A 20,086-nucleotide genomic window follows, 5' to 3' on the forward strand; every position below is an offset into this window, starting at 1 on the left:
TACAGCTTCTTTCAGATTCCGTCTCACGGCGGACACCCTTGCTGTTCGGCTATGTGCTTCGTTGTTGCCTACGCGCACTTGGGACTTTCACCCATTAGAAAACGCCCATGCTGGGCAAACAAAAGCCAGCAAGCCGACGGCCTGCTTGCTGGCTCAATGTTCCGTTAATTTTTTAACCGTTTTTTGTTTACTTTTGCCTGGCGGCAGGGCACCGCTGTTTCCTGTTACTTGTTCTTTCTCTTCAGGGCCGCGATCAGGCTCTGAAGCACGATGAAGAAACAGAGAAGGGCCGCAATGGTAATTCTCACCCACCAGGAGGAAAGGGTACCCTGGAAGGTGATGAAGGATTCAATGGTACCCTTAATCAATACTCCGAAAAGGCTTCCGATTACATTTCCCACACCGCCTGTCAGAAGAGTTCCGCCGATGACCGAGGATGCGATGGCGTCCATCTCAAATCCCTTGGCCTGCTCCACGAAACCGGAGCATGTGTTCATGCAGAACAAGAGGCCGCCCAGTCCTGCCAGAAATCCGTCCAGCACATAAGCCTGAAGCTTGATTCTTCTCACATTCAGTCCCAGCAGCAGGGCAGACTGTTCATTTCCGCCAATGGCATAAATAGAACGGCCGAACTTGGTATACTTAAGAACTACAAATACAATGGCCAGAACCACGAGAGCGATGATAACGCTTGGGTATACGTAAGGGTAAATCATGACTCCCTTCTTATTCAGATAACCTCCAAAGGGCAGATACATCTTGAATGTGGCAATGCCGGTAAACGTCTTGTTGGTAATGCTGATCATCTCCTGGCTGATAATGGAGGTCATGCCTCTAGCGAAGAACATGCCCGCCAGGGTCACGATAAAGGGCTGTATCTTAAGGTAGGCCACCAGAAAGCCCTGTACCAGGCCGAATATACATCCCGTGACCAGAACAATAAGGATGGCCGGAAACGCACCGATGTTCCCCCTCTCCATCATCCAGGCCAGCATCATGCACACCATGGCCACCACGGAACCAACGGAAATATCGATGCCGCCTGTGATCATGACAATTGTCATGCCTGTTGCCACCACAATCAGGCCAGCGTTGGATATGAACAGGTTGAGGAAGTTCTGTACCTTTGCAAATCCCCTTCCGCCAAACATGATGATGCCGACTATGTACATTACAAAGAATAGTATGATAGTGACAGCCAGCAGGAAGGAGTTGCCGTCCAGCTTTTTCTTTTCACTTTTGTTTTTCATTATGCCGCTCCCCCTTTCACATTCCTGGACGCATGTCTGGATGCCAGACGTTTCCTGAATTTCTTAAGCTCCTCTGACTGTACAGCCACAATCAGTATAACCACAATGGCCTTGTATACCGGAATCTGGTCCGCGGGCACGCTCATGGCATAGAGAGTGGTGGTCAGGGCCTGGATGGTATAGGCGCCGATTACGGAGCCCAACAGCGAGAACCGGCCTCCGCCCAGGGAGTTGCCGCCTAAAGCCACTGCCGCGATAGCGTCCAGCTCCATGTTGAGGCCGATGTTGTTGGCATCCGCGGAATAAATGCGGGAGGATGCCACCAGTCCCGCGATTCCCGCGCACAGTCCGCAGAACGCGTAGGCCATCCAGATGATTTTCACGGATTTAAGGCCTACCAGCCGGGATGCCCTCTCATTGATGCCCACAGACTGAATGTACATGCCCATGGCTGTCTTATTTAACAGAATATAGGTGAGCGCCACCGCGATTACAGCTACAAAGATAGGGGTGGGAATGGGAATTCCCGGTATGTTGTTGCCCAGCAGCTTATATCCGTCCACACGGATGTATGTAATCTGTCCGTTTGTCACCAGCTGGGATATACCCCTGCCCGCTGTAAACAGAATCAGGGTCGCCACCATGGGCTGTATCTTAAGCTTTGCAACCAGGAAGCCGTTAAAGCCGCCGCACACCACCGCCACGGCCAGGGCTGCCAGCACGGCCAGGATGTAAGGATTGGCATACTCATTGACCGACACCTCGCCGCCCGCCAGGACCCTGGTACACACAGCCGCAGCCACTGCCATGACGGCGCCCACGGAAATATCGGTTCCCGCCGAGGCAGATACCACCAGGGTCATGCCCACGGCCAGCACCACCAGCTCGCTGGCACGGTTGATGACGTCGATGATATATCCGTAGAGAACGCCGTTATTGATGGTAATCCTAAAAAACGTGGGCGTGGTAATCAGGTTGATTAACAGTACTATGATAAGACAGGATAACGGAAGAAAAAGTCTGTAACCTGTCAACTTTTTAAGTTTCCCCATCATTCTTCCCCTCCTCCTGCAATTGCTTTCATGATGGAATCCTGGCTCAGCTCGTCTTCCTTAAGCTCTCCCACCTTCTCGCCGTCGCGCATGACCGCCATACGGCTGCAGGTGCGGAGCATCTCCTCGATTTCAGAGGAAATAAACACCACGGCCATGCCTTCCTCCGCAAGTCTCAGGACCAGCTTCTGAATCTCTGTCTTGGTACCGATATCAATTCCCCTTGTGGGCTCATCCAGAATCAGAAAATCCGGATTGGTCAGAAGCCAGCGTCCCAGAATCACCTTCTGCTGGTTGCCGCCGGAGAGCTGTTTAATAGGAGTCTCCCTGTCGGCTGTCTTGATTTGAAGAATATCAATGTATTTGTCCGTGAATTCCTCCTGTTCCTTCCTGCTCATGAGCTTGAACATGCCTTTCTTGGCCTGGAGGGCAATGATGATGTTCTCCCGCACAGACAGATCCGCGATAATTCCCTCCTCCTTGCGGTTTTCAGGCAGGTAGGCCATGCCTTCCATCATGGCGTCAATGGGCGCGTTGACCTTTAGCTTCTTTCCCTTTACGGCCAGCTCGCCGCTGTCCGGCTTATCGGCGCCGTATATGGCCCGGACCAGCTCGGAACGGCCGGAGCCCAGAAGCCCTGTAAGGCCGATGACCTCGCCTTTATGGATATCCAGGCTGAAGGGTTTGATGGTCCCCTTGCAGCCCAGCCCCCTGGCGCTTATGATCACATCTTCCTTGACCGTGGACATGCCTTCCTTCTTGATGGCAGCCAGATCGTCGAAATCCTTACCCATCATCTTGGCCACCAGCTGTACCCTTGGCAGCTCCTCCACCTTGAATTCGCCCACCAGTGTACCGTTTCTGAGGACCGTAATCCTGTCACAGACAGCATATACCTGTTCCAGGAAATGGGTCACGAAGATGATTCCGATTCCCTTGGCCCTAAGCTGTCTCATCAGCACGAACAGCTTCTCCACCTCACCGTCGTCCAGGGAGGATGTGGGTTCATCCAGAATCAGCACCTTGGCCGACATATCAACAGCCCTGGCAATGGCAATCATCTGCTGGATGGCAATGGAATAGTTCTCTACAGCCATGGTCACATCGATGTGGATATCCAGTCCCTCCAGCAGCTTCCTGGCATCCTCCTTCATCGTCCTCCAGTCAATCATGGGACCTTTTTTCGGCTCTCTGCCGATATAAAGGTTCTCAGCCACTGACAGATTGGGACACAGGTTAACCTCCTGGTAAACCGTGCTGATGCCATTCTCCTGCGCTTCCTGGGGCGACCGGTTGATGATGGTATTGGATGAGCCTTCCATCCGGATTGTACCGGTTTCAAACTCCTCCACGCCGGTCAGCACCTTGATCAGTGTAGACTTCCCGGCACCATTCTCGCCCATAAGGGCATGGATTTCGCCTTTTCTCAAAGTAAAATCCACATCCTGCAGCGCCTTTACACCGGGGAAATTCTTGTTGATTCCCCGCATTTCCAAAACAACGTTCTGCTCCATGCGATTTCCGCCTTTCTACCGTTATACGCCCCATCTCCAGGGCTCAGTTACTTGAAAACATCCAGCCTCAGGCTTGAAAAGGGGGAGAGCCGTGCAACGACTCTCCCCACCGCCTTTCCTGTACTGTTACGAAAATGTTGATTAATAAGCGCGCTCAGCCTTGATAGATTCCAAATCCATGGATGTATCGAAGTAAGCTTCGTCTACATACTGAATCTTCTCAACAGTCTCGCCCTTCTCCAGCTTCTTGATGATTTCATCTACACGCGGTCCGTGTAACGGGTTACACTCAAATGCCGCGTTTAAATCGCCGGCTATCATGGCGTCAAATGCTGCCTTAACTGCGTCGAAGGAGAAGATGATGATGTCGCCGTCAGGTCCGCAGGTTTTGCCGGCTGCCTTGATTGCATCGATAGCGCCGAATGCCATGTTGTCGTTCTCAGCCACTACCACATCGATATCGTCATAGGACTTAAGGAAGGATTCCATAACTTCCTGGCCCTTAGCCTGTGTAAATTCGCCTGTCTGCATATCTAACATTTTCCAGTTGTCATGCTGCTTTAAGATGTTTCCAAAACCTTCTGTACGGCCAACCTGAGCGGATGCTCCGATGGTTCCCTGAAGAGTAACGATGTTGATGTCCTCGCCGTCTCTTCCCTGTGCCTTTAAGTAATCAGCCAGCCAGTTTCCTGCTATCTCGCCTTCCTTGATGAAATTGCCGCCTACCCAGCACTCATACAGACTCTCATCCACGTCCATCTGACGGTCGGACAGGATAACCGGAATTCCTGCTTCCTGTGCCTCCTGGAGAACCGCCTCCCATCCTGTCTCAACTACGGGAGCCACTACGATGTAGTCAACATCCTGCTGGATGAAGCTTCTGATGGCCTTAATCTGGTTCTCCTGTTTCTGCTGTGCATCGTCAAAAATCAGCTTGTAGCCGTTTTCCTCTGTAAAGGTGGACTTGAAGGACTCTGTATTAGCTGTTCTCCAGTCAGACTCAGCGCCAACCTGCGCATAACCAACCACAATCAAATCACCGGATGCCGCGTCGTCCTTTGCCTCAGCCTCTGTCTCAGCCTCTGTCTTCTCAGGAGCTGCCGTGGTGTCGGCCGCCGCCGTTGTCTCAGCTGCCGCGGGAGCTGCTGCTGTCTCTGCAGGCTTGCTTCCGCCGCCGCACCCTGCCAGCAGGGATGCTGCCATTGCTGCACATAACATAACGCTTAATCCTTTTTTTCTCATAATACGTAAACCTCCTTGATTTGTATTTTGTTTCCCCTTGTTGGAATAATCATATCAGTTGTTAATAACAAAAACAACGGAATTTCTCCGTTGTTTTGTACACGATTTTTAGATTTTTCACAGTTTATTCATACATTTGGGTGTTTTTTTACGATTATGGTTGGATATTTTTCAATCCTCCCCTTCCCCGCCATATCCGGATTCCAGGGGAATGGTCACCACTGCCCTTGTGCCCAGCCCCAGGACACTCCCGAACTCCAGACTGCACCGGGAACCATAGTTCAGGCGCAGGCGCTCCGCCACATTGAAAAGCCCAAAACCTCCCTTGGGAGCAGGCCCCTCCCGTAAGGACGAATCCTTTTCCCCTCTGAGCTTTCGCCTGACGGCCTCCGTCTCCTCCTCCGTCATGCCCGCTCCGTCATCCTCCACCTCCAGCACAGCCATGTCCTCCTTTGCGTATCCCCGGACCCAGATACGTCCCTTCCCCCTTTTATTCTTGATTCCGTGGTAAAGGGCGTTCTCCACCAGAGGCTGGAGGGTAAGCTTCAGGATTCTGCATTCCTCCAGGGATTTTTCAAGGGTGACCTCATAGTCCATGATATCCTGGTAGCGGACCTTCTGGATTTGGAGATAGCTTTTAATATGGCCGATTTCCTCGCGCATGGTGATAAAATCCTTTCCTCCGCTGAGAGTTGTGCGGAAAAATTCTGACAGGGAGGTGACCATGTCCACCACGGCCCGGTTTTGCCCTCCCTCCGCCAGCCACACAATGGTATCCAGGGTGTTGTAGAGGAAGTGAGGATTGATCTGCTCCTGAAGAAGCTGCAGTTCCATGACCCGGCGCTGGTTCTGTTCCTGCCGTATGTCCTCAATCAGCCGCCCGATTTCCTCCTTCATGTGGTCAAAGCTTCCCGTAAGGATTGCCAGCTCATCCCCCGCCTCGATCTTGGGGCCGGAGGTGAAATCTCCCTTTGCAACCCTCTCTGTCTCGTTGCAGAGCTTCTGTATGGGAACGGTAACGCTTTTGGTTATCCTGCGGCTGAGGAGAAGGCTGATAAGCAGAATGGATACCAGCAGGGTCAGGCTGACCACGATGGCCGTGTGCTCCTGGCTCTCCAGCTCCTTCTGTATCTCCTGGACATGGAGCGTTTCATAGTACACGTACTCCCTTCCCTGCTTTTCGATGTCGGCAGTCAGCACACGGACGCCGTAATCCAGAATTTCCATGTTCTTATCGTACATGCCGTGGGGAAGGTTGTCCTCTATCTCGTTCACTCTCTGTTCCAGCTGGTCCAGGCAGTGCATCAGCCAGTTAATCCTGGTCCGGTTGGCCCCCTCCGGCGTCCGCTTTAACAGTTGGCGGTAGGTCTTTCTGGCATCGCTTATGGTTTGATGCGGGTCCTTAATCTGCTCCCAGCCGTAGGGCCTGTCCTCCTCCATCAGCTCATGGATGGACTGGTAGGTCCGCATCCCTATGACAATGCGGTACATGCTGTAGTCCACATCCTCCCGCAGGTTGGCCGTAACGCTGTTGGCCTGGGTGATGTTGGTTATGCTCTGGGTGTAGGCATTGCAGAACTTGGCCACCGTTGCCATGAGATAGATAACCAGCACCGCCAGAGGAATGATGATGATAAATGTCATCAGGTTCAGGCGCTTTTCCAGGGGCAGGCGCTCCAGGAGACGGCTTCCGTCCCACTCCTTCCCGCCGGACCCGGTCCTCCATTTTCCCGTCATAAGGCCTCCCTGCTTCCCGCCCTGTACTCCTTAGGCGTACATCCAACGGTTTTCTTGAACAGATAACCGAAGTAATGGGAATCCTTATATCCCACCTCGTACCCGATTTCGGAGGTCTTAAGATTGGAGCACATCAGCAGCTCCTTCGCCTTTTCCATCCTCACCCCTGTGAGATATTCCACAAAGGTCACTCCCATCTCCTGACTGAAGATGGAGCTGAAATAGCTGGGGCTTATATTGACCCTGGCAGCCACCGTGTTCAGGGAAATCTCCTCCTTGGCGTAATTATCATGGATAAACGCCCTGGCCTCGTCCAGAACCTGGCTGTACTTGCTGGCTGTCTGGCTGTCCCTTAAGGTCATGACCTCCCCAAAAAGCTTCGCCAGCTTTCCCTTCAGCACCTCCAGGGTATAACCGTCCTTAAGGACCTTTTCCATATCCGACAGTTCCCGGGGAAGGCGTCCTATGTCCAGCCCCAGCTGTTCCAGAAACGTACTGACGCAGAGATAGCAGTCCATGACAATATACTGACGGAACATAAAGGACTGGCAGTTCTTTTCTCCCACATTCTGGAAATATTTTTCCACAAACCCGGATGCCTCGCCCACAGTCCCCTGTTTCAGGAAATTTTCCAGGGTCTTCCTGTTCACCTTGGACGCGTCCACAGAGTGGATATCTATGGTTTCCCCGGATCCATGGACCATTCCGTCCATCTGGCTGTAGCTTATGACCCGGTTCATTTCCGTGAAAAACCTGGCCGCAAACGCCCGCCCTGCCTGCAGATAGGAGGTCTGCAAATCGCCCAGGCGGTTCACGCAGCTTCCGATTCCGCCGAAATACTGTATGTCCTTACAGGCCCCGGCCAGCTCTCCCAGACTGGCGGCGCACTCCCTCATCCTGCGCTCCACCTCCTGCTCAGACTCCCCTGTGAGAATGAAGGCCCATCCCTCGTCCCCCCGGTCAAAAACCAGGATGTGCTGCCGGCTCTCCATCCGTTCCTCAATGGCTTCCTGGCAGGATACCACCCGGTCGGAATAGGCCACGGCAGATCCCATCGGCATAAGCTTAAACAGCATGAGCTGGTAAAAGGAAGCGGACAAATCCATCCCCACCTGCTCCCCGCGTTCCAGGGCTTCCTTAAAATTGACCCGCCCCGTAACCAGGTCACGCAGCAGCCGCTGGCGTTCCAGCACCGTGTTCTCCGCCATCTCCAGGCGGTACTTATCCATGAGGCGGGCATCCTCTCTCTCCTGCTCAATCACATCCGCCACCTTCTTCACTGCTTCCAGAAGCTTGGCAGCCGTAATAGGCTTCAGAAGATAGTCCGTCACCCCGATGTGGATGGCCTGCTTGGCATAGTCAAATTCATTGTACCCGCTGAGTATAATGATTTTGATTCTGGGAAACTCCTTTTTCACCAGTTCAGAGAGTTCCAGTCCGTCCATGAAGGGCATGCGGATATCCGTTATGAGGATGTCCGGCTGCACCTTTCTGATAAGCGGATAGGCCAGTTCTCCGTCGCTGGCCTCCCCTGCGAATTCCAACCCTTCCTTCTCCCATGGAATGTTGTTCTTGATGCCATCCCGCATGACGATCTCATCCTCCACAAGAAATACCTTTATCATAATCCAGCTCCCCCCTCTTATGTAATTTTATCCATACCATCCAATTTCTGTCTTTCAGTATAAAATAGAAAACGTTCATTTTCAAGTTTCTTCCTTTTAAAAAAGAAAAAGCAGAGACCCGAGCGCTGTCTCCGCCTTTGTTTTATTTTACCGGCCTACTGTTTTTCCCGGTTCTTCCGGTTAATCCATTCCGTGGACACATCCATGGCCGCCCGGCAGGCCCTTGTCCGGTCCAGGGAATTGAGCATGACAAAATCGTGGATTATGGCCTGGAACCGCAGGGCCGTCACATCCACCCCAGCCTCCCGCAGCTTCCTGGCATATGCCTCGCCCTCGTCCCTGAGGACATCCGCCTCGCCGTTGAGTATCATGGCAGCCGGCAGCCCCCTCAGCTGTTCCGCGGACGCCCGAAGAGGCGAGACCGTAATCTGTCCCCTGTCCTTCCGACAGGGGGCATACTGGTTCCAGAACCACTGCATACCCGCCCGGTACAGGTAGTATCCCGCCGCAAATTCATTATAGGAACAGGTATCGAAACAGGCATTGGTGACCGGATAATACAGCAGCTGTTTCTGGATGAAGGGTCCCTTCCTGAATTTTGACATGAGGGTCATGACCGTGGCCATGTTGCCTCCCACGCTGTCCCCGGCCACGGTGAAGGTTCCGGGATTCATGGCATATCCCATGGTTTTCACAAGGACCGGAGCCATACACATGACGCTGTAGCACTGCTCAATGGCTGTGGGACAGCGCGCCTCAGGCGAACGGGAGTACTCCGGAAATATCAAAACACATCCGGTTCTGGCAGCCAGCTCCTTTACCAGTTTTTCATGTGTGTGGAAGCTTCCGAACACCCAGCCTGCGCCGTGGATATAAAAGATGACATTGGCTGGCTGGCAGGAAACACCCGGATCCACCAGCCATACCGGAATAGCGCCCCATCTTCCGGTATTGACCCGCACTTTGCTGACACGGGCCGGATATTTGTACACAGGCGCGTCCTGGGCCTTTTCCAGAACCATCCTTCCCTCGGCAGGGGGCAGCTCAAATATAAGGGGCGGTTTGGAATTTGCCTGACAGACCTCCTCTGCCTCCGGCTCTAACGGTACACAACGTTTCATATGGAACTCCTTCTTCGCAACAGTCTCTACTGTCAGCATATTCCAATTTCCACGTTCTGCTCACCTGTTTTATTTATTTCAGCCATTTTCTTCCGCCGTCTTATAGCAGGTGATATCATGGCAGCTCATGCCCATCTTTGAATCCGGCGTAATCTTATATGTCTTGTTGTTGATGAGCAGCAGTTCATGGCTTTCCATGTCCACCACATAAATCCATGAATTCTGATGTTCCGGCAAGGCCCTCAGAGCCTCCGCCAAATCCGCGGCATTATCCCGGGCCCTCTGCTTCAGGAGAAACAGGGCCGTCAAATCACCCCCCCCCCCTCCTCTCAAAAACCCACCCAATACTCCCCACATCCCCGGCACACTACCGTGGCGGGACAGCTTGGCTGGAGCCGGTACATTGCCGTCCGGTACCATTTACACAGGTCAGCAAGCTGCTGCTCCACATTCTTAAAGCAGTCCAGCAGCCTGGAGGAAAAGCAGCCGCATTCGCCGTTTAGAATCATATTGGCTGCCTGTTCATGGGGAATGGCCTTTTTATACACCCGGTCTGACGTGAGGGCATCGTATCCATGAAAATCCCTTATTCCGGTTTTGGTCACAGATACCGCTCTCAAATAAAATTTGCGAAAAAATATAACATATTGTATAAATTATAGCAGGCTGATGGGAATTGTGCAACGATATGAAGAAATTACAAGGCGGGCAGAAGTTCATGAAAAATAAAATAACTGAAGGCGCGGTAGCTGGGAGTTTCATGATCCATCAGGTACATGTAACGGATGTTAACTTTGCATCGGTCTTCCAATTCCCGAAGGGAAGCGTATCCTGTGTCCATAAAGCCGAATAAGACTGTCTTTAGCATGTTGACCCGATTATATCCAGGCCGGCCTATCCTGTGTAAAGGCTCTGGCCTAAGATATTTTTCTATTCCAATCTCCTCCATGATTCTGTCAAATGCTAATACCGGATCACAGATATCCAGACAATCTGAAAGAAACAGTGGCAATCTTCCCTGTTTTAGGCTATAATACTTCTCGGTAATATTATTCATAGTAGCTTAATTTTACCACAAAAAGAAGAACGCCTCCAGGTCCTGTACCTGAAAGCGTTCTTTTTTTATGGGACTTTTTTCACAGCCCCATAGTATGTGACGAAACTAAGGGTGATACAGCAAAGAGACAAGATACTCCATGGGGGCAGTCATGGCAAGGTCGTTACGATATACCAGATAGACCATCTGAGAAATAATGTCGATATCCTTGATGGAAAGATACCGCACTTTTTGATTGCCAACTGCCACAGACATGAACATAGACGCACCAATACCGTAAAGGGTGCTCAGGCCAGTTCCATCATCTACAGCCTGGCGGAGACTGCAAAACTTAACAATCTGAACATCTACGCGTATCTGAAGACCGTACTGCTCTATATGCCGGACTACAAAGATGAGCCCGAAGGTATAGAAGATCTGATGCCCTGGTCAGAAATGATACAGCAGAGATGCCGGATCAAATCAAAAAGTTGAAGTTGGAACAGTTTGCTTTAACTATAGCTGGATGCTTTACAAAAAGATAGCCATTATTTTATTGAGCGCTTACCCTCCTCATATCCCATTTTCATATTCTATGTCAGTAACCGGCTGCGATCCTTACATATTTTCCTCGTCGTAACGGGCCCTGATACCGCCGATAAACTTAGGTCTGGTCCTGGCGCATACCACATGGGCGCTTCCTATCTCTTTTGTCTTAATCCGCACCGGGACTGCCACGTCCTTCATGTGCATGCCAATGAGGGTATCGCCTATATCAATTCCCGCATGGGCACTGATGTGCTCCACTGCCACAGGATGTTCCAGGGTAGCATACGCAGCCGTGGCAAAGGAACCTCCGGCCTTTAGCTGGGGAACCACATTCACCGGTTCATAGCCGTAAGCCTGAGCTGCCTCTGCCTCCAGAATCAGGGCACGGTTTAAATGTTCGCAGCACTGGGCAGCCAGATAAATTCCCTTTGGCTTTAGTTCCTGGTAAAGAGCCGTATACACAGCCATCCCTATCTCCGCGCTTGAGTGGGACCCAATCTTAAAGCTGTCTATCTCGCTGGACGAACAGCCTACCACCAGAATCTGTCCCGGCTTCAGGCGGGCCACCTCCATAAGCTCCTCCAGCACCTGCCTGGCCTGATCCCCTAAATCTTCCAGTTCAATTGTCTCCATCATATCCATCGCCTTCATTCCTCTTATTTTTATTCATATTTGTTTGCTATGAGCAGTTCCACTGCCAGCCGGTCCTGCAGCTTTCCGGTCTTAACACCTTCCTCGGCATCCACACAGAGATTCACATACGACAGGATCTGTTCCCTGGTAAATGTCTTGGCCTGCAGCATGATTTTTCCCACCACAAAGGGCTGAAGCTTGAGCCTGGACGCTATGGTACTTTTATCCATCCCCTTTCCCATCAGGTCCTTGACCTGAAGGATTTGATTAAACTGCCTTGCTATAAGAAAAAGGATGCGCATGGGCGGTTCCTTCAGCGTCAGAAGATCCTCATAGAGGTCCATGGCCTTGCGGGTCTGCCGTGCTGCAATGGCTGTTATCATGTCAAATATCTTATTGGTTACCTGGGTGGTACAGATGGTTTCCACGTCCTCGTCTGTGATTACCTCACGGCCGAGAGTATAGCTTATAAGCTTTTCCAGCTCCGAGCTGATGTTCTCCATGTCATCCCCTGCCTTGCTCAAAAAGAATTCCATGGTGCGGCCGGTAATCTTCCTGCCGTTCTTAGACAGGATGCCTGCCGCCCATCTGGCAAGCTGGGCCGGTTCCTGATGACTCAGTTCCGCAGCATAGCCGTATTTCTTCACTGCCTTATATAGTCTGCTCCTCTTGTCCACTTCCGATTCCACAAATATAAGACAGGTGGATTCAGGGATTCCTCCCATATACTCAGTCAGCTCGTCCGCTCCTGCCCCGCCTTTAAAGAATCCGCTGTCCTCCATCAGTACAAGGCGCTTCTCCGCAAAAAAGGGCATGGTGTCCGCAAGACCGATGATTTCGTTCACATTCATCCCTTTTCCTTCAAAATAATTATAATTCATGGTATCCCCGCCGGTAAGGGCTTCTCTCAGGCGGCTCTTATAACTTTTCTTTAAGAAGGCCTCTTCACCGAACAGAAGGTATACAGGCTTAAATGTACGGTCTTTTATGTCCTGGTTCAATGTCTGCATGTAAAGGTCGTCCTTCCATATCCCGTCAATTGGCTGATGTTTTTTCAATTTCAGTATAACACAGGGCAAGGTGATTTGTCACTAGAGCATGTTTGAAAAGTGCGGCTTAAGGTTCAAAGTTTCCTTGTTCATCTCCCGGATTTATAGTAGACTGTAGTCATGGAACATATATATATAAGGTATTTTATTCATGCCAAAAACGGGAGGCAAAAGGAAACTATGGGGGAACAAAACTTAAAGCTGAAAAGGAAGCTTGTCATTCAGTCCTTCCTTCCGCTGTTTATTTTAATTTTCATAAAATATTCTGACTACAGGATGATATCCGGCATATGCCATTTCATCCGTTCTTTGATGCAGGGGGAATTCAGTGTCATAAACCGGATATGGAACCACCCGTACCTGGGTCCGTTTGCCGTCACTATCGCTTCATTGGCATGCTCCCTTTACAGCATAACCGCCATGTGCCAGTTTAAGAGCATGCAGATGTCCGGATTTGTGGATGCAGGCGAAAAAGTCGTGATTGAAGAAGAGATAACGGATTCCGGAATCACGTTTTTCATGACTTTTGTGCTGCCTCTTTTGCTGGATGACGTGGAGACCTTAAAGGGGTTCATCATTTTTACCGGTATTTTAGGGCTGGTCATCCGCTTGATGTGGACCACCCATCTGTATTATCAGAACCCTATACTGACCCTGTTGGGTTACAGGATATACAAATTCCACTTCATCAATCCTGTCATAGACGGCTGTAAGGATAAAACCATGATTGCAGTGTGCAAAACAGGCATTGCAGAGGAAAAAATAGTGAAATGGAAGTATATATCGGATGATGTCTGCCTGATGTACAATAAAAACTGAAATAGCGGAGAAAAATACAATGGAAAACCAAAGAGAACATAGAGAACATGGTAAGAAAGATGTTGCCGAAAAAACGTCAAAGGAAATAATTGTAAATTCATTGGCGGAACTGTTTGCGGATGATGAATTTGGATTTGATATGTTCATTATGATGAAAACCAGGAATCCGCCTATTAAGCATTTCACCTTTTATGAGGGCCCTACCGGCAGGGAAAACGATTTTAAGCATAAAGTCCAAAACTCCATCGTCAAGAGTATCAGGGAACTGTATCTTGATGATGAGGCAGAATATGCAATGGCTGAACAAGCGGGGGGCAATCAGAATATTTTTTATATCATAAAGCAGGATGACGATTACAAACCGTTTGAGCTTTTAAATACCCCGGAAGAACAGATGGGGCCTTTCTGCATGGACGACAGGGACAAGGCCGATGCCATACTCTTCCGCTTCAGAAGGGGCCTTCACAGTATCTGGGCCTACCAGTATATACTTCCCGCCACAATCCCCAATAAGAAAAACCAGCACTTTTTTGCCCGGATATTAGATACGGAACAGACCGATTGTTTTGTGGAAATGCCGGAACAGCTCTTTGTAATCACAAGAAAAGTAGACCTGCTCATCATAGGGGACACAATCGTCACCAAAGATATCGGCCTGATGCAGAGACATTTCGGGTTCAATGACTTCATCAAGGCATCGGCCAAAAAGGCGGTGTCTGATATTTCAGATATCCGTCTGGTGATCAACTGTGAAAAATTAACGGCCTATATTGAGCGGAACCAGACCAAATATTCCCGCAAGATGATGCGGATTAAGCATTACCATGTGGTGGAAAAGACAGCGGAAGAACTGATACAGAGGGTGAATACAGTCCCCCGCTGGCAGGGGGTATTTGATATACGCGGCGGACAAATTTATCTGCACACCTTCAGGGACGTGGAAAACCTGATTGATTTATTCGATGAAAGATATACGGTTTCATTGGTGACAGGGGATGAATTTGATACGGATGTGAAGCGGCTGGTTGTTCCGGGCGGTAAAGACGGGGAGGGTCTAAAAAGGCAGGGTTGACATTAAGGGCGGTTAGTTGGAACCGCAGATATAAAAAGAGGGAGTTGCATGAATATAGGGGCTTATGATTTTGATTCCATCGGGAAGTTAGTCAGAGATTTGCAGGCTGAGAACAGAAAACTTAGAGCCCTTCTTAATAAAGCGGCCATACCATATTCTGAAAGTGAAGTATTCTCAGACGCGCTTTCTGCCGCGGAATACGATTTGGATCAAGGAGCCAGAATCAGTCAGCAATATATTGGCACAAATCTGGCAACCCGATTTTTCTCCATGTTTTGGGCGGGAAAGATGTATTTGCAAAAAGAGCTAAAAATGGGAATTACTATCCTCAATGTGATAATCGTTGGAACACTGCCCTATGCCCAAAGCAAAAAGGGAAAAAAGGTATTGTGATGACTGCGAATATAGAACCTGGACAAGGTTGACTCCGAATATTCTGATTCATCATCTAATGATTGTCTCGTGTGGCATGGTGGGATGAGTTTGCTTGGGAAGGAAGATGCATGGGATAATCTAATAAGAGTAAAGGATGCGAAGGCAGCTTCGGAATTACTGGCACTGGAGCATGTCTGACTGCTATTTTTTTCGTCAGAATCGTTTGCCCCTGGAATACGCACTGAAGCATTTTGGAAATTCCAGATATACCTTTAGACATCCTTTGGGAAGTATAAAGAAAATCCATGATTGACATATGTGGTAGAATTGGATTATAATAAAGGTACAAAAAAGGCAGTTCACTCCAGTGAGTGGCTTCCAAGTTAATAGCTTAATTAAAAATAGTCACTGAGCTTGGGAGGCGGGTGACTATTTTTTTGTACCTGTAATCATAACAACAAGTACCCCAAACGCTATCATCAAAGAAAGTGTCTCATATGTACTCATGTTATACCACCCCCTTTCGGAGATGGAAGCTACCCAGCAGCAGGAACTGCCTGCTTCCATTATACAAGGCAGTGAACAGGCTGTAAATAGAAGAATATAAAAGAAATACTTGTTCAAAGCATGAACTTATAGTAGACTTTAGCAGGTCACAAGAAAATGACCTGCCCTTTTTTGGTCTATTTTTTCAAAAACATGGAACAGAAGTTCCTGTCCCCAAACGGTAAATTTCAGCCGTATAGAGAATTGTCCCTGTTCCTTGACTATTCATGGTGGGGAACTGCTGTTCTGAAAATTGAGTTTAGCTTATGGCTTTCTTTCTACCCTGCAGGAAATGCAGCATCAAAAAAACAAAAGCTGTATAACTTGATGGCAGTTATGCTTGAAATGAATAGAATGGATTAATATAATGAAAAGCAGGAAAGGCGGTGATTGCTCCATGGAGCTGCGTGTATTACGCTATTTTCTCATGGTGGCCAGAGAAGAAAACATTACAAAAGCCGCACAGCTGCTTCATGTGACCCAGCCAACGCTCTCCCGGCAGTTGCAGCAGTTGGAGCAGGAATTGGGCGTGACGTTGTTTCGGCGTGGAAAATATAATATTTCCCTGACAGAAGATGGGATGCTCCTGAAAAGACGGGCACAGGAACTGGTTGCCCTGTCGGATCGAACCATGCAGGAGCTCACAAACAGGGAGCAGGATATTTCCGGCGAGATCTCCATTGGCTGCGGTGAAACCCGGAATATGACCCTGCTGGCCGAGCAGATGACCGCTTTCCGTCAGAAATATCCGCTGGTACAGTTTAGCCTCTACAGCGCCACAGCAGACGACATCAAGGAGCGGATGGAAGCCGGACTTCTGGACATGGGACTTTTGATGGAGCCGGTGGATATTGGCAAGTACGATTTCATTCGTATGCCATGGAAGGAAAAATGGGGCGTTCTGGTGCGGAAGGACTCTCCCCTCGGACAGAAACCGTCGGTTTTTCCGGAAGATTTGCTGAGGGTACCGCTGCTCATTCCCCGGAGAGAGGTTGTCCGGCACGAACTGTCGGCATGGTTTGGTGAAACATATGACCGGCTTGAGATTGCTGCAACCTATAACTTAATCCTGAACGCCGCCGCTCTGGTGCGGCAAAATGCCGGGGTGGCGCTGTGCTTTGATCTGGGCAGTTTTTATGAGGAGCTGATATTTGTTCCATTTGCTTCTGCGGTAGAAACCGGAGCGGTCGTTGTATGGAAGAAGAATCAATTTCAGGCACAGGCAACCGATTGCTTTATCAAGTGGCTGAGAAATACGATTTGAGCATTTCTCAGAATGTAATATAGGTATTCGACATTTTTAATAACAGACGATACAATGTAGGTATTCCAATTGGGATACCTACATTTTTTTGCACAAGGAGAAGGAAATGACGATTGAGGAAGCAAGCAGACGCTATCAGATCCCACTGGAAACGCTGCAAGAATATGAACGCTTCGGGCTTTGCTCCAGCGTGAAGAAAATCATGGGAGTCTGGCAGTATGACGACGAAGATCTGGAGCGCATGAGCATGATTATGACGCTGCACGAGGTAGGCTTTGAAAGTCAGGAAGTGGAAACCTATATGCAGCTGCTTCTGGATGGCAGCCACACCGTAGAGCAGCGTTTGGAAATGCTGAATGCACGGCGTAAGGCTGCACTGGAGGAAATTCATCTACGGGAAAATCAGCTGCGGCAGCTGGACTATCTGCGGCACAAACTTCAAAAAGTAAAGCAACAGGAGGAATAATCTATGAAGAAAAACATTGGCTCTCTGCTGGCATTGTACCCCCTTCCGGTCACTGTGATCGGTGCAATGAATGGGGCAAACCCCACATGGACACTGGTTGCCCATGTAGGCATCATCGGCCATGACAAGGTTCTGGTCAGTCTGGCAAAACCACACTTTATCAACAGTATTATCAAGGAAACCAAAAAGCTGACCATCAATCTGGTGCAGCCGGATATGCTGCCGGAGGCAGATCTGGCAGGCTCTCTCAGCGGAAGCAAGGAGGATAAGTCTCAGCTGTTTGCGTGGCTGACACAGGATGGCAAGTCTCCCATCATCGAAAAGTCTCCCCTGACCATGGTGTGCAGTGTGGTGTACATTTATGAGACGGACGGTTTTGAGAGCTTCATTTGCACCATCGACGGAACCTATGTGGAGAAAGGTTGTATGACCGAAACTGGTAAGCCGGACTACAACAAGCTGAAGCCCGTGCTGTTCCAGTTCCCCAGCTATGAATATCTGGCTACCGGCGAGGTGCTGGGCAAATGCCTGTCCTTCAAGTCAAAAAAGGAGGAAAAGTAAAATGTCCAAAACACTTGTAGCTTATTTTAGTGCCAGCGGAACAACGGCTTCTGTTGCAGGTAAGCTGGCACAGGCAGCAAATGCCGATCTGCATGAAATTACCCCTGCAATTCCCTATACATCCGCAGACCTGAACTGGATGGATAAACGTTCTCGCAGCAGTATAGAAATGAATGACCGCGGCTCTCGTCCGGCTCTGGCAGAAACCGATCTGGATGTGAGCCGATACGACACGGTTTTCCTTGGCTTCCCCATCTGGTGGTATATCGCTCCTACCATCGTAAACAGCTTTCTGGAAAGCCATGATTTTTCCGGCAAGAAAATCGTTCTGTTCGCAACATCCGGCGGAAGCGGTTTCGGTCATGCCGTGAACTATCTGCGTACCTCTGTGGATGAAAGCACCACGATCACAGAGGGCAAAGTGTTCCTCTCTAATGTAACCGAAAAAGAATTGGAATGCTGGATTAAGAAAATATAACGAAAGGAAATTTGATTATGGAAAAAGTCGTACAGACTGCGGGCAGAAACGCTTTGGGCAGCTTTGCCCCGGAATTTGCCCACTATAACGATGATATTCTCTTTGGCGAGAACTGGAGCAATCAGGATATTGACCACAAAACCCGCTGCATCATCACGGTTGTAGCATTGATGTCCTCTGGCGTAACGGATTCTTCTCTGCGCTACCATCTGGAAAACGCAAAGAAAGCCGGTGTGACAAAGGCAGAGATCGCTGCAGTCATTACCCATGTGGCCTTCTACGCAGGCTGGCCCAAAGGCTGGGCAGTGTTCAACATAGCAAAGGAGGTCTGGACAGAGGATGCGGTCACGGATGCCAAGTCTGCCCATGAAAACGGCATGGTTTTCCCAATCGGTGCCCCTAATGATGCCTATGCACAGTATTTTGTGGGACAGAGCTACCTTTCCCCTGTCTCCACCAGTCAGGTTGGTGTGTTCAATGTGACCTTTGAACCGGGCTGCCGCAACAACTGGCATATTCATAACGCTGCGAAGGGCGGCGGTCAGATTCTGATTTGCGTGGCAGGTCGTGGTTACTATCAGGAATGGGGCAAGGACGCCATTGAAATGAACCCCGGTGACTGCATCAACATTCCTGTGGGCGTGAAGCACTGGCACGGTGCTGCCCCTGACAGTTGGTTTTCCCATCTGGCTATCGAAGTCCCCGGCGAGAATGGCTCCAACAAATGGCTGGAAGCTGTGGATGCGGAAACCTATGGGAAATTAAAATAAGGTGTGACCATCATATATTAGGAAGGAATAATCTGTCAATTACCCATGTCTCAAGACACGGGCTTGTAACTCAACTACCGTAGTACAAGCGACAGAGTATTCCTCTGTCTCCTACCTCAAACATTGGCTACTATAGGCTGATTGACTGCAGCCCTTCTGCTTCGGCTTTACCTAACAGACCTCTGCTAACCAGAGGAGGATTCGTTTTCGATACCAACGGAATCGAATTGTTACGCTGGGATGCTCTTCGGAGCGGCAAGGTACAGATTCATCGCCGATTCGGTCATCATTACTTTGGTATCCGCACTTCCGGCATTGGAATTCATGCCGCTTCCGGTTTCGGTTTTCCTTGGCACGATTTCCACATATCGGGCAGTCCTGGCTTGTATAGGCCGGAGCCACGGCAATCACACGGTAACCGGTCATGAGTGCTTTGTATTCCAGCATCTTCCGGAATTCATAGCAGCACCAGCTGACCGTCACATAGCGCTGTTTGGTGCGGACCTGCTCTGTGGCTTTCCTTACACCGGTCAGATCCTCCAGCACGTAAAGCGTTCCGGCTCCATAGTGGGAGACAAGTGCCTTGGTAACTGCATGGTTTACCGCAGTTACATAACGGGATTCTCTCTCCCGAAGCTTTTTAAGCTTCCGTTTAGCGGATTTGGTTCCACGGACCTGAAGACCTTTCCGAAGGGCCAGCATGTTCGCCCGTTTCTGCTTGACCGGACGGCCGGAATAGAACGCGCTTTTTCCAGGGCAACCGGAACATGCGGAAACCATTTCCTGTTTTTACAAAGCAGCTTGGCCGTGCCAAACCGGCCTTCGCAGGAAAGCCAATGCTCCATGCCTTTGGATTCAAGGGAACCTTCAAGCGGCCAGACAGTGTGTTTAAGCGAAACATCCCGTCCCGCAGCGAGTAATCCCGGT

General features: G+C 49.8%; 23 protein-coding genes and 2 pseudogenes. 11 read left to right on the forward strand and 14 right to left on the reverse strand.

All coding sequences use genetic code 11. The features are described from left to right. Window positions 1-224 precede the first annotated feature (224 nt). From LA360_RS10775 to LA360_RS10820, 10 genes and pseudogenes are all read right to left on the reverse strand, one after another. Window positions 225-1,250, reverse strand: a complete 1,026-nt coding sequence (locus tag LA360_RS10775) for an ABC transporter permease subunit (RefSeq protein WP_022203141.1) — start codon at window positions 1,248-1,250, stop codon at window positions 225-227. After that, the gene (locus LA360_RS10780) at window positions 1,250-2,305 is read right to left on the reverse strand and encodes an ABC transporter permease (protein ID WP_022203140.1); all 1,056 of its coding nucleotides are present in this window, start codon (window positions 2,303-2,305) and stop codon (window positions 1,250-1,252) included. Before LA360_RS10780 ends, LA360_RS10775 begins: the two co-directional genes overlap by 1 nt. Next, complete coding sequence (locus LA360_RS10785; protein ID WP_022203139.1) at window positions 2,302-3,816, reverse strand: sugar ABC transporter ATP-binding protein; 1,515 nt, start codon at window positions 3,814-3,816, stop codon at window positions 2,302-2,304. Before LA360_RS10785 ends, LA360_RS10780 begins: the two co-directional genes overlap by 4 nt. A 141-nt stretch (window positions 3,817-3,957) precedes the next feature. Further along, window positions 3,958-5,058, reverse strand: coding sequence for an ABC transporter substrate-binding protein (locus LA360_RS10790; protein ID WP_112481924.1), 1,101 nt, complete (start codon window positions 5,056-5,058; stop codon window positions 3,958-3,960). A gap of 171 nt (window positions 5,059-5,229) precedes the next feature. Then, window positions 5,230-6,795: a sensor histidine kinase gene (locus LA360_RS10795; RefSeq protein WP_022203137.1), complete on the reverse strand. Its 1,566-nt coding sequence runs from the start codon at window positions 6,793-6,795 to the stop codon at window positions 5,230-5,232. Then, complete coding sequence (locus LA360_RS10800; RefSeq protein ID WP_022203136.1) at window positions 6,792-8,420, reverse strand: response regulator transcription factor; 1,629 nt, start codon at window positions 8,418-8,420, stop codon at window positions 6,792-6,794. Before LA360_RS10800 ends, LA360_RS10795 begins: the two co-directional genes overlap by 4 nt. Before the next feature lie 155 nt (window positions 8,421-8,575). After that, window positions 8,576-9,541, reverse strand: a complete 966-nt coding sequence (locus LA360_RS10805; protein ID WP_170321126.1) for an alpha/beta hydrolase — start codon at window positions 9,539-9,541, stop codon at window positions 8,576-8,578. A 78-nt stretch (window positions 9,542-9,619) separates the two neighbouring features. Further along, entirely contained in the window at window positions 9,620-9,850 is a 231-nt protein-coding gene (locus LA360_RS10810; RefSeq protein ID WP_225537498.1) for a hypothetical protein, read from the reverse strand. After that, a pseudogene (locus tag LA360_RS10815) lies at window positions 9,833-10,116 on the reverse strand (hypothetical protein); the annotation flags it as partial. The gene LA360_RS10810 and the pseudogene LA360_RS10815, both read right to left, overlap by 18 nt. A gap of 149 nt (window positions 10,117-10,265) precedes the next feature. Next, window positions 10,266-10,598: pseudogene (locus LA360_RS10820) on the reverse strand (transposase); the annotation flags it as partial. 96 nt (window positions 10,599-10,694) lie between these two features. On the opposite strand from LA360_RS10820, the gene LA360_RS29990 reads away from it, so the two are divergent. Next, complete coding sequence (locus LA360_RS29990; RefSeq protein ID WP_112481926.1) at window positions 10,695-11,072, forward strand: transposase domain-containing protein; 378 nt, start codon at window positions 10,695-10,697, stop codon at window positions 11,070-11,072. A gap of 123 nt (window positions 11,073-11,195) precedes the next feature. Here LA360_RS29990 and LA360_RS10830 read toward each other — a convergent pair whose 3' ends face one another. Next, complete coding sequence (locus tag LA360_RS10830; protein ID WP_022202854.1) at window positions 11,196-11,768, reverse strand: TIGR01440 family protein; 573 nt, start codon at window positions 11,766-11,768, stop codon at window positions 11,196-11,198. A gap of 20 nt (window positions 11,769-11,788) precedes the next feature. Then, the gene (gene holA, locus LA360_RS10835; protein WP_022202853.1) at window positions 11,789-12,769 is read right to left on the reverse strand and encodes a DNA polymerase III subunit delta; all 981 of its coding nucleotides are present in this window, start codon (window positions 12,767-12,769) and stop codon (window positions 11,789-11,791) included. Between the two features lie 219 nt (window positions 12,770-12,988). On the opposite strand from holA, the gene LA360_RS10840 reads away from it, so the two are divergent. The 3 genes from LA360_RS10840 to LA360_RS10850 are packed head-to-tail and all read left to right on the forward strand — an operon-like array spanning window position 12,989 to window position 15,092. Continuing rightward, complete coding sequence (locus LA360_RS10840) at window positions 12,989-13,627, forward strand: hypothetical protein (RefSeq protein WP_022202852.1); 639 nt, start codon at window positions 12,989-12,991, stop codon at window positions 13,625-13,627. Between the two features lie 19 nt (window positions 13,628-13,646). Beyond that, window positions 13,647-14,699 (forward strand): DUF4868 domain-containing protein, encoded by a 1,053-nt coding sequence (locus LA360_RS10845; protein WP_022202851.1) that lies wholly within the window; start codon window positions 13,647-13,649, stop codon window positions 14,697-14,699. Window positions 14,700-14,747: 48 nt separating this feature from the next. Continuing rightward, complete coding sequence (locus tag LA360_RS10850; protein WP_022202850.1) at window positions 14,748-15,092, forward strand: hypothetical protein; 345 nt, start codon at window positions 14,748-14,750, stop codon at window positions 15,090-15,092. A gap of 411 nt (window positions 15,093-15,503) precedes the next feature. Here the strand turns inward: LA360_RS10850 and LA360_RS31875 are convergent, their stop codons facing one another. Further along, a complete protein-coding gene (locus LA360_RS31875) occupies window positions 15,504-15,641 on the reverse strand; it encodes a putative holin-like toxin (protein WP_349141420.1) in 138 nt (45 codons plus the stop codon). Between the two features lie 132 nt (window positions 15,642-15,773). Here LA360_RS31875 and LA360_RS10860 point away from each other — a divergent pair, with 132 nt between their 5' ends. From LA360_RS10860 to LA360_RS10885, 6 genes are all read left to right on the forward strand, one after another. Continuing rightward, window positions 15,774-15,983 (forward strand): hypothetical protein, encoded by a 210-nt coding sequence (locus LA360_RS10860; RefSeq protein WP_146774935.1) that lies wholly within the window; start codon window positions 15,774-15,776, stop codon window positions 15,981-15,983. A 34-nt stretch (window positions 15,984-16,017) separates the two neighbouring features. Then, the gene (locus LA360_RS10865; protein ID WP_003526155.1) at window positions 16,018-16,884 is read left to right on the forward strand and encodes a LysR family transcriptional regulator; all 867 of its coding nucleotides are present in this window, start codon (window positions 16,018-16,020) and stop codon (window positions 16,882-16,884) included. A 106-nt stretch (window positions 16,885-16,990) separates the two neighbouring features. Beyond that, window positions 16,991-17,350 (forward strand): MerR family transcriptional regulator, encoded by a 360-nt coding sequence (locus LA360_RS10870; RefSeq protein WP_022202848.1) that lies wholly within the window; start codon window positions 16,991-16,993, stop codon window positions 17,348-17,350. A 3-nt stretch (window positions 17,351-17,353) separates the two neighbouring features. Then, complete coding sequence (locus tag LA360_RS10875) at window positions 17,354-17,911, forward strand: flavin reductase family protein (RefSeq protein WP_112481928.1); 558 nt, start codon at window positions 17,354-17,356, stop codon at window positions 17,909-17,911. Between the two features lies 1 nt (window position 17,912). Continuing rightward, window positions 17,913-18,389 (forward strand): flavodoxin, encoded by a 477-nt coding sequence (locus tag LA360_RS10880; protein WP_022202846.1) that lies wholly within the window; start codon window positions 17,913-17,915, stop codon window positions 18,387-18,389. 17 nt (window positions 18,390-18,406) lie between these two features. After that, the gene (locus LA360_RS10885; protein ID WP_022202845.1) at window positions 18,407-19,159 is read left to right on the forward strand and encodes a carboxymuconolactone decarboxylase family protein; all 753 of its coding nucleotides are present in this window, start codon (window positions 18,407-18,409) and stop codon (window positions 19,157-19,159) included. Window positions 19,160-19,330: 171 nt separating this feature from the next. Here the strand turns inward: LA360_RS10885 and LA360_RS10890 are convergent, their stop codons facing one another. After that, the gene (locus LA360_RS10890; protein ID WP_225537499.1) at window positions 19,331-19,861 is read right to left on the reverse strand and encodes an RNA-guided endonuclease TnpB family protein; all 531 of its coding nucleotides are present in this window, start codon (window positions 19,859-19,861) and stop codon (window positions 19,331-19,333) included. A 65-nt stretch (window positions 19,862-19,926) separates the two neighbouring features. Here LA360_RS10890 and LA360_RS10895 point away from each other — a divergent pair, with 65 nt between their 5' ends. After that, window positions 19,927-20,079 (forward strand): hypothetical protein, encoded by a 153-nt coding sequence (locus LA360_RS10895; RefSeq protein WP_155521171.1) that lies wholly within the window; start codon window positions 19,927-19,929, stop codon window positions 20,077-20,079. The last annotated feature ends 7 nt before the right edge of the window (window positions 20,080-20,086 follow it).

This window comes from Enterocloster clostridioformis (assembly GCF_020297485.1).
Taxonomy (GTDB): Bacteria; Bacillota; Clostridia; order Lachnospirales; family Lachnospiraceae; genus Enterocloster; species Enterocloster clostridioformis.